At 68.5% G+C, this 8,788-nt stretch carries 8 protein-coding genes; 5 read left to right on the plus strand and 3 right to left on the minus strand.

All coding sequences use genetic code 11. The features are described 5' to 3' along the window. The first annotated feature begins 169 nt into the window (after nucleotides 1-169). On the plus strand, nucleotides 170-742 hold the full coding sequence (locus ACWDD9_RS11865; RefSeq protein ID WP_449811502.1) for a helix-turn-helix domain-containing protein: 573 nt from the start codon (nucleotides 170-172) through the stop codon (nucleotides 740-742). A gap of 259 nt (nucleotides 743-1,001) precedes the next feature. Here the strand turns inward: ACWDD9_RS11865 and ACWDD9_RS11870 are convergent, their stop codons facing one another. Next, entirely contained in the window at nucleotides 1,002-2,327 is a 1,326-nt protein-coding gene (locus tag ACWDD9_RS11870; RefSeq protein ID WP_449811493.1) for a tetratricopeptide repeat protein, read from the minus strand. Between the two features lie 191 nt (nucleotides 2,328-2,518). On the opposite strand from ACWDD9_RS11870, the gene ACWDD9_RS11875 reads away from it, so the two are divergent. Beyond that, nucleotides 2,519-3,010 carry an ATP-binding protein gene (locus ACWDD9_RS11875; protein ID WP_375877518.1) on the plus strand — a complete coding sequence of 164 codons (492 nt, stop codon included), beginning with the start codon at nucleotides 2,519-2,521 and terminating at the stop codon, nucleotides 3,008-3,010. A gap of 141 nt (nucleotides 3,011-3,151) precedes the next feature. Here the strand turns inward: ACWDD9_RS11875 and ACWDD9_RS11880 are convergent, their stop codons facing one another. Continuing rightward, the gene (locus tag ACWDD9_RS11880; RefSeq protein ID WP_449811494.1) at nucleotides 3,152-4,597 is read right to left on the minus strand and encodes an NF041680 family putative transposase; all 1,446 of its coding nucleotides are present in this window, start codon (nucleotides 4,595-4,597) and stop codon (nucleotides 3,152-3,154) included. 88 nt (nucleotides 4,598-4,685) lie between these two features. Further along, nucleotides 4,686-4,859, minus strand: coding sequence for a hypothetical protein (locus ACWDD9_RS11885; protein ID WP_449811495.1), 174 nt, complete (start codon nucleotides 4,857-4,859; stop codon nucleotides 4,686-4,688). Nucleotides 4,860-4,901: 42 nt separating this feature from the next. On the opposite strand from ACWDD9_RS11885, the gene ACWDD9_RS11890 reads away from it, so the two are divergent. The 3 genes from ACWDD9_RS11890 to cyaB are packed head-to-tail and all read left to right on the plus strand — an operon-like array spanning nucleotide 4,902 to nucleotide 8,486. Next, nucleotides 4,902-6,854, plus strand: coding sequence for a B12-binding domain-containing radical SAM protein (locus tag ACWDD9_RS11890; protein WP_449811496.1), 1,953 nt, complete (start codon nucleotides 4,902-4,904; stop codon nucleotides 6,852-6,854). Between the two features lie 10 nt (nucleotides 6,855-6,864). Further along, entirely contained in the window at nucleotides 6,865-7,935 is a 1,071-nt protein-coding gene (locus ACWDD9_RS11895) for an aldo/keto reductase (RefSeq protein ID WP_449811497.1), read from the plus strand. After that, nucleotides 7,932-8,486 (plus strand): class IV adenylate cyclase, encoded by a 555-nt coding sequence (gene cyaB / locus ACWDD9_RS11900; RefSeq protein WP_380777504.1) that lies wholly within the window; start codon nucleotides 7,932-7,934, stop codon nucleotides 8,484-8,486. The genes ACWDD9_RS11895 and cyaB overlap by 4 nt, the downstream gene beginning before the upstream one ends. Nucleotides 8,487-8,788 lie beyond the last annotated feature (302 nt).

Here is an 8,788-nt window from a genome sequence, read left to right on the forward strand (position 1 = left end):
CGGTTCACGGGCGGCCGCGGGTACCCGCCGATCATGCGGCGCGGCGGCCGCGCGACGCGAAAACCCTTGCCATCGTGGCAAACTGGCAGGACAGGGCGGTGAAGGCGGCACGGCCGCAGGGAGCGGGGCGACGGTGACGGACGACGGCACAGCCGACACGCTGGCGGCCATGGGCCCCCGGCTGCGGACCGCGCGCGAGCGGCACGGCACCACACTCACCGGCGTCAGCCGCGCGACCGGCATCTCGCTGAGCACGCTGTCGCGGATCGAGACCGGCCGGCGCAAGCCGACCCTGGAAGTGCTGCTGCAACTCGCGAAGGCGTACGGCGTCTCCCTCGACGAGCTGGCCGGCACCGCACCCGCCGCGGCGGCCGGACCGCGCGCCCCGGTGCCGCCTCGCTCCGGCGGCGACAAGGCGGTGCTACCGCTGACCCGCTACGTCGGGGGCCTGCACGCCCACAAGCACGTCCTCCCCGCCGTCGACGCACCCCCGGCGCGGCCGCGGCAGGTCTCCCACGACGGATACGAATGGCTGTGCGTCCTGTACGGACGGCTGTGGCTGGCACTCGGCGAGCAAGACCTCGTCCTGAGCGCCGGGGACGTAGCCGAGTTCGACACCCGCACCGCCCACGGAGTCGCGAACGCCGGCCCCGGCGGACCGGTCGAATACCTGATCATGTTCGGACCGCAGGGAGAGCGCCTACGACCGCGCACCCCAACCCCGGACCGCGGCGCCCGGTAATCCGGAGCACAGCATCCGGGCCCCGCAACGGTGCCTGCGGCATCACGCCCCAACGGCGTCCGGACCACGCAGTGGTCGCACAGGGAGCCGAAAGGAGCACCGACCGAGCAGGTTGATGTGGCTCCGCACGAACGGTGAGGGCCGAACCACGCCCTCGTCACGGACGTCGAAAGCACGCCCTCCCAGGGCCGCCCGAGCCGGCCCAGGTCGATCCGGCCGACAACGGAGTCCTTTCGGCGACCCTGTTGACCGCAGGCCTTCAGACCGAACGCCCTGCGAGGAACACGGCGGCCCGCTCGTCCAGTTCCGTAGCGCCGTGGACGGTCCGAATGCGCGCAAGGCGGGCGCGCATGTCCGTCACGGCGTCGTCCACCTTCACCGATCGGAGGCCTTCGGCCAGCACGAGGAACTCACACCACGTCGACAGGGCGGCTCCGTAGTTCTCCTGGCGGACCTGCACCGCCCCCAGGTCGGCCAGAACGATCGCATGGCTACGGCGCCGGTCGAGACCGTGAACGTCCAGGGCGACTTGGAGATGCTCCTGGGCCGCTTCGTAGTCGCCGAGTTGGGCGAGGATCATCCCCGAGTGGTGAGCCCAGCGACCGATGCTGAAGTGGCTCGCCCAGGAGTCGCCGGGCGTCGGCGAGGATCGCTCGATGTGCCGCTGGGACGTGCCGAGGAAGCGGGTGGCCGTGGTCCGATCACCGTCCTGGGCCGCGGCGTCGGCGAGGGTGGTCTCGTAGTAGGCGAGGGCTTTCGGGTCGTCCAGGCGTTTCGCCTGGTCGACGCACTCCTCCGCGATCCGCACAGCGGCGGCCCGGTAGCCGAGATCGATGGCCTGCACGGCGAGGCCGCGGAGCGCGGTGGCCGCGAGTTCCGCGTCGCCGGCCTCGGCGGCCAGCCGGTACGAATGCGCGTAGTACTTCTGGGCGACGCCATGGTTGCCCTCGTCCTGAGCCATCCATCCGATGAGGTGGGTCAACTGGGCGGCCCCGGCGAAGAGTCCGCGCCCGACGGACTCGGACCAGGCGCCGTCCAGCCATGGACTGACGTTCTCCACGAGGTACTGGACGGCAAGGTGCCGCGCATGACCGCCGCCGAGTTCCGCCGCCGCGTCACCGAGCGACTTGACCATCTGCCGGACAGCAAGGACTTCACCCTGGCCGACCCGGACCGTCGCACCGGAGTTGGCCGTCACCCTGCGGGTGATGCTGTCCAGATCGGGCAGGCCAAGGGCCGCGAGCGCATAGCCGCTGGAGGAGGCCATGAATTCCCGGCGAAGCACTTCGCTCCTTCCCAGCGCGAGGACTGAGCTCACGGTATCGCCCACACCACCCTCGGGCACGTCAACCTGCGCCGCAGGCGCATCATCAGATGATCCGAACCCAAGCACCTCACAGAGAAACGGCCACCAGTACTTCGGTGCCCGCCCCTGCTTCTCCCATCGGTAAACCTGTCCGCGTCCCGGCCCCTTCCCTCCTCTGCCCTCGACCTTTCCCAGTTCGATGGCGAGACGCTCCTGCGACCAGCCCCTTGCGCTACGTGCCCTTTTGATCATCTCGCCAGTGGAGACATCTTCCGACACGGCGCCCCTTCCCTGGACTACAAGTCGGCCTACAACTGGCTCACAAGCGGCATACAGGCTGGCACCTATTCGCGGACGGTGACGCGGCATTGACTGTACGTCAGTCGTCCAGGGCCGAAAGCCCTGGCTGGGTGGCTCTTCCCAGGTTCAAACACGGCCATGCCATCGATCCCCGCCCGAGGTGTTGCGTCATGAGCGTGCGTTTCCGCCGATTCGCCCTGCCCCGTGTCAACGAGTCGGTTCCCAAGAGCAGGGACCTGGTCGGCCACACGATCCGGGCCTGGATCTCCATGAGCGAAGAGGCGCACGACAACTTGAACCTGATCACCTCCGAGTTGGTTACGAACGCCGTCGAGCACACCACCGCGGACACCATCGTGCTCACCCTCCAGCTGAACACCCGGACCCGGATGGTGACCGTCGGGGTCCAGGACAGCAGTGCGGCCCTGCCGTCCGGCCGTCACGCGGCGCCCGACGACCAGTCCGGACGCGGCCTGTGGCTCATCGCCGCACTGGCGAACCGGCACGGAGCCCAGCTCACCTCAACCGGCAAGTGGGTCTGGGCCGAGGTCGCCCTCCAGCCCCTGGCCCGCGAACAGGCCCGCCGCAACGTGCTGCGGCAGATCATCTCGGTCAACAAGGTCCGCCCGCTCATCCGGGCGCGGATCCTCTCGGCCGCCTAACCCCCCTCCTTCTCAACCCGCACGGAACATCCCCGTGCCGGGCCGATCCGTCACGCCTCCGTGACCCTCATCCCGCCGACTCCGGAGAGAGACACCAGTGACCACCCGCGTCGAACGCACGACACGCCCTCAGCTTGCCGTTTAACCCTGGTGCGCTTGGTGTTTCTTGATCGTCTTGGCGCGTTTGACGGTCTTGCCGACGTCATGGCGCTTGGCTCGGTGCTTGTTCTTCGAGCCTGGAGGCCGTCCTGGCCCCGGTCGGGACGGTTTCGGTGCGGCTGCTGGGCAGGTGGCTGTCGCGCGGATGTTGCGAAACCCCCGGCGGACGCGGGCAGGGGTGAGGCGCCGTTGCTCGGCCGGGCGTTCCCAGGGCCTGCGGAGGTCCTCGGTGAGGGGCCGGGTGAGGCGGAGCTGGGTGTGGGCGGCGATGATCAGCCAGGTCCACAGGTCGGCAGTGTCCGCGTGGCGAACCTTCGGGGCGGTCCAGCCCAGGGTCTGCTTCATCAGCCGGAACGTGTGCTCCAGGTCGAATCTGCGGAGGAACAACTGCCACCAGCGGTCCACGTCCGTCGGCGTGGCGCCGGCGGCCGAGCACCACAGCCAGACCGGCTTCGGGTCGCGATCGCCCGGCAGTCGCTCGACCTGCAAGCGCACCAACGTTCCGTGCAGGACGGGCAGTTCTTCCTCGGTGCGCTCCAGCCAGGGGCCTCGGTGGGTGAGCCGGGGGTGCATCCGCTCCCAGGCCATCGCCTCGGCCTTGCCGTAGCGGGTGGTGTCCGTAGCCGTGGTGACGTCGGGCTGGTGCCAGCTTTCGGGCTTGGCGAAAGTGAGGACGCCGCCGTGTCGGCGGGGCCGCCCGACCTTCGGTCCGGGGCGGGCCGGGCCCGGATCGCGGAGCATGACCCGGTCCGAGCGAAGCCGTCCGACAAGCACGACCGGCAGGTCGGCCAGGGCGTGGGAGAGGTAGGCGACATCGTAGCCGGAGTCCATGACGACCAGCATCTGTGGATCGTCCGGCGTCCACTGTCCTGCCCGGATCAACCGCTCGATGACGTCACGTAGTTGGATGGTGGTCACGAGCGTTGCGTCGTCCGCAGGGCCCAGTCGCACGGCGTCCAGCAGTGCGACCCAGGAGGTGCGTCCGGCTTCCAGGGCGGCGACGAAGGAGTAGGGCCAGCCGGGGACGAGCTGATCGCGGCTGCGATCGCCGCGTCCATAGACGTGGCAGAAGAGACGGTTGTTGCTGGTGGGGGCATCGGGCCGCAGCCAGTTGGACACGTCGACGGCCAGCATGATCCGCCCGTCCGCCGCCTTCGGCAGCGGCAGCTCGGCCAGGGCCCGGCGCAGGCGCGTCGGCTCCAACCAGCCACGGTCCAGCGCCGCATACAAGGCGCCGTGCCCGCGCCGGTGCTCGACGGCCAGTGACAGCTCGACCAAAGTCTTGACCGGGCCGTCCGCGCACAGCACCGCATCCGTGAGCTCGAACAACGCATCCGCGCGGGCGTACAGACAGTCGTAGAACTCGACCCGAAAGCGGGACAGGACGTCCAATGCCCCGCCCGCAGGCACGTTGGCTGGAAGACTCATAAGCAGCGGCCGTTCCCTCGTACTTCGTGACTCGACATCTCGAAGCATGGGGAACGGCCGCGTCGCATGCTCCCCGATCCCGGAGATCTCAGCAGGTCGAGTGACCCGCGAGGTTAAACAACAAGCTCAGATCGATCGCCTGCGCGAAGCCCTGCAGCTCGCCGCGCCCGAGGCCCCGACTGTCTCGGCGACCGAGACCGACCGGCTTCTCGTGAACCCCGTCGAGCTCCGCGACCACCTCACCCAACACCTCGGCGACCACGCCAGCCGGGTCCTCGTGGCCGGGACTCTCGACAGGCGGCTCGTGCTGATCGAACAGCCGGACGCCCGCTGGGTCGTCGCCGACCTCTCGGGCCATAACCACGACACCCGCTACTGGCCGACCTGGATCACCGGGCACATCGAGATGGACACGCCGGACTCCTGGCTGTCCCTGGCCAACCTCGACGACGCCGCGGTCCATCGCTTCACCAAGCCGACCGTCCTGCTCGCCGCGCTCTACCACCCCGAGCACTTCCCGCTGCCCCGCTTCCCTCTCGGTGTCAGCGATGTGGCCAGGGCCGCCCGGTCCACGCTCACCGGGGAGGTCTCCCTCCTCGACATGCAGCTCGGCACCACGCTGAGCGGCCTCATCATGGCGGTGGCCGAGAACCGGCCGGACATCCTGGGGATCAGCGCGACCTTCGGCCAGCACGACCTCATGACCGAGCTGCTGGACGCCGCCTACTCCCTCGAATCCCAACCGATGGTGATCGCCGGGGGCAGCCTCACCGCCCGCAACGAAGCCCTCCTCCTGGAGCGCTACCCCAAGCTCCTGGTCGCCCGGGGAGCCGGCGAGCCCACGATCAAAGACCTCCTCGCCCACTGGCACGGTGACATCCCGCTGAACAAGGTCCACGGCATCGGTTACAACGGAGCCGCACGCGGCGAGGGCACTCTGATCATCAGCCGCCGCCGCACCGCCAAACCGGTCAGCAACTCGCAGGACGACATCTTCCCCGAACTGGACCTCCTGCCAGCCACTTTCGAGCACAAGGGCGTTGCCCAGGCCGAGGGCTCTCGCGGCTGCACCAACTACTGCTCGTTCTGTCCGCGCGGCCACAAGGGGACCTGGTTCGGAAGCCACCCGGAAGCCTTCCCGTGGCTCCTCGAGGAGATGGGGCACATCTTCGACAGGTACCCGCACGTCTCCCGGACGCTCTACCTGGTGGACGAGGAGTTCATCGGCCGCGACGATGGCGCGGTGCCCCGCGCCCTGAACATGGGCTCCACCCTCCACGACGCGGGCTTCACATGGGAGACCAGCTGCCGCGTCGACCAGGTCGTCCGCCTCGACCAGGACACCGCCTGGCACCGCGAGCGCGCCGACATGTGGCGCCGGCTCGTGCAACACGGCCTTCGACGCTGCCTGTTCGGCGTCGAGTCCGGAGTCGACTCGATCCTGGAGCGGTTCAACAAGGAGACCACCGGCGAGCAGAATGCCGTCGCCATCCGCACTCTGTCGGCGCTCGGTGTCCCCACCAGGTTCACGTACATCAGCTTCGACCAGCTCATGACGTTCGAGGAGCTGAAAGCCACCTACGCCTACCAGGGTCGGACCGACCTCCTCCTACGACCGATGCCCAACCTGCCGATCCGGGAGATCGTCGAAGGCGTCCAGGACCCGGAGTGGGTGGCCTGGGCATCCTCCGGCAGGCCCCTGCACAGCGGCATCTCCTACATGCTCGTCAGCATGGAGTGCCTGGTCGGGGCCGCCTACACCAAGCGGGCCCAGGCTGCCGGGCTCACCGGCGAGGTTCGGCCGTCCATGGGCCGGGTCGACTCCCGGTTCGCCGACTGGCGGATCGGCGTCGCCAGCCAGTGGGCCCAGCTCTGGGTCGACAGGAACTTCGCTTTGGACTACACCTTCAAGTCGCTGGAGAAGATGCTCGACGGCGACCCCCGCAGCATCGTCCGAGCCGCCCGGATCGTCCTCAAGTACGCCGCCTACCAGGTCTTCGGCCGCATGATCGACGCGATCGAGCAGACCCCGCCGGTGCCCGGCGAGAAAGGTGCGGAAGCGGCCCTCGGCGCCCGTCTGCGCACCGAACTGGAAGACGAGTTCAAGGCCCTCTCGAAGAAGGTGGCCGGCGGCGTCGAGCACGTCCTGCGCAACATCCCCAAGGACTTCGCCGCCATCCTCGACAAGGAGTACCTGCGCTGGGAGCAGACCTCCGAGTGGCGCTCCATCAACGCCTCCGAACCCTGCGGAACCTGAGGAGACGACCATGGAGAAGCGCTACGTGCCCGGCCTCGGCCATGTCTCGGCGATCGGCGCCGGATGCTGGACCATCGGCGGCCTCGCTACCAACGACGGCGTCCCGGTCGGCTGGACCGGAGTGGACGAGGACGAGGCGTACAGTGCCCTCGTCCGCGCCCACGACCTCGGCATCACCCTCTACGACACCGCCGACGCCTATGGCCTCGGCCAGTCCGAGCGCCTGGTCGGCAGGCTCCTGACTACTGCCAACCGCGACCGGCTCACCGTCTCCAGCAAGGTGGGCTATGTCCGCGGAAATGCCGCTCACCCGTACGAGCGAGACCAGATCCTCCGGCAGTTCGACGCCACCCTGGACAACCTCGGCACCGACTACCTCGACCTGTACTCCCTCCACAGCTCCGACTTCGGCCCCGACCATCGCTACCTCGGCGAGGCCGCCAAGACCCTCCGGGAACTGCGCGATCAGGGCCTGATCAAGGCCATCGGCATGCGAGCCCCGCACGAGTTCTGCCTGGCATGGGCCGAGGACGTCAGCCACCCGCGCTGTGCGGAGGCATCCGCGTTCATGCTGAGGTTCGCCGTCGTCCAGCCCGACGTGCTGACCGTCCGCTACAACATGCTCAGTCCCCTGTACGAGCCCATGGACGCCGACATCTTCGACCTCGCCAACGAGTGCGGCGTCGGCGTTCTCATCAAGCAGGCACTCGGGCAGGGGCTGTTGGTCGGCGCCCACCGCACGGATCTCCCGCGCACCTTCCCACTGGGCGACCACCGCCGAGGCGACCCGAAGTTCAGCCCGGCAGCCGTGGGGGCTGTGCGGCACGGTCTGAGGCAACTCGGAGCGGACTTCGGCTACACCCGGGCCGACCTGACCCGCATGGCTCTCCAATACGCCCTCCAGCGATCCGAAAACGCCTCCTTGCTCGTCGGTTTCCGCACCGCCCAGCAGATCAGCGTCAACGTCGCCGCAGTCGGCGATCCGCTCACAGCCCCCGAGATCGACCAGATCCAATCCGTCATGGCGTTCGTTCGCGAGACCATCGCCTCGCTGACCGACACTCAGGAGAAAAGCCCGTGAAGTACACCGAAGTCGAACAGAAGTTCAAGCTCCTCAGCGACCCCCAGGAGCTGAAGGACCAGCTCACCGCCCGGGGCGGCAAGGCCGGCCGACCGACCCGCCAGGTCGACCACTACTACAACGCCCCCCACAAGGACTTCCTCTCCGGAGACGTGATCTCCGAGTGGCTCCGGATCCGTATCGAGGACGGCATCTCCTCCCTGAACTTCAAGCGGTGGTACCCGCTGGAGCGGAAGATCAAGACCCACTGCGACGAGTTCGAGAGCACCGTCTCCGACGCCACCGCTGTCCAGCACATCCTGGACTCCCTCGACTTCACCAAGCTCACCACGGTCGACAAGACTCGCGAAGAGTGGTTCATCGACAGCATCGCCGTCGCCTTTGACAGTGTGGGCGACCTCGGAGACTTCATCGAGTTCGAGTACAAGGGTGAGGCCGAAACCGTTGAGGAGGCCACCGAGAAGATCGAATCCTTCATCGCCGGCCTCGACATCAAGCTCGGCGACCGCATCCACGCCGGCTACCCCCATCTCACCCTCGGGCTGGCCTGACGAACGGGCGCACGACCGTACCGATATACCTGCACCGGACCCTTTGGCGCCGTGCGGATGTTGCGGTGTTCTGCTCTTTACCTCCGACTGGTGAGGCCTTTTTCGCGGCGTGCTCCAGGCCTGCCTGGAGCACGCCGCAACCGCACTTCCAGGCCTTTGCACGCTCCTGCGAAACCTCTCTGCGGGCCACGTTGCCTCCGTGCTTGCGGCATTTCTCCGGCGCGGGGGGGGGGGGGGGGGGGGGGGGGGGGGGGGGTTGGGGGGGGGTTTGGGGGGGGCGCCGCCCCGAACGGGAGGGCGGG

This window comes from Kitasatospora sp. NPDC001119 (assembly GCF_053598475.1).

Coding starts and splice junctions, on each gene's coding strand:
- ACWDD9_RS11865 (WP_449811502.1), top strand. CDS start 170: ATGGGCCCCCGGCTGCGGACCGCGCGCGAGCGGCACGGCACCACACTC.
- ACWDD9_RS11875 (WP_375877518.1), top strand. CDS start 2,519: ATGAGCGTGCGTTTCCGCCGATTCGCCCTGCCCCGTGTCAACGAGTCG.
- ACWDD9_RS11880 (WP_449811494.1), bottom strand. CDS start 4,597: ATGAGTCTTCCAGCCAACGTGCCTGCGGGCGGGGCATTGGACGTCCTG.
- ACWDD9_RS11895 (WP_449811497.1), top strand. CDS start 6,865: ATGGAGAAGCGCTACGTGCCCGGCCTCGGCCATGTCTCGGCGATCGGC.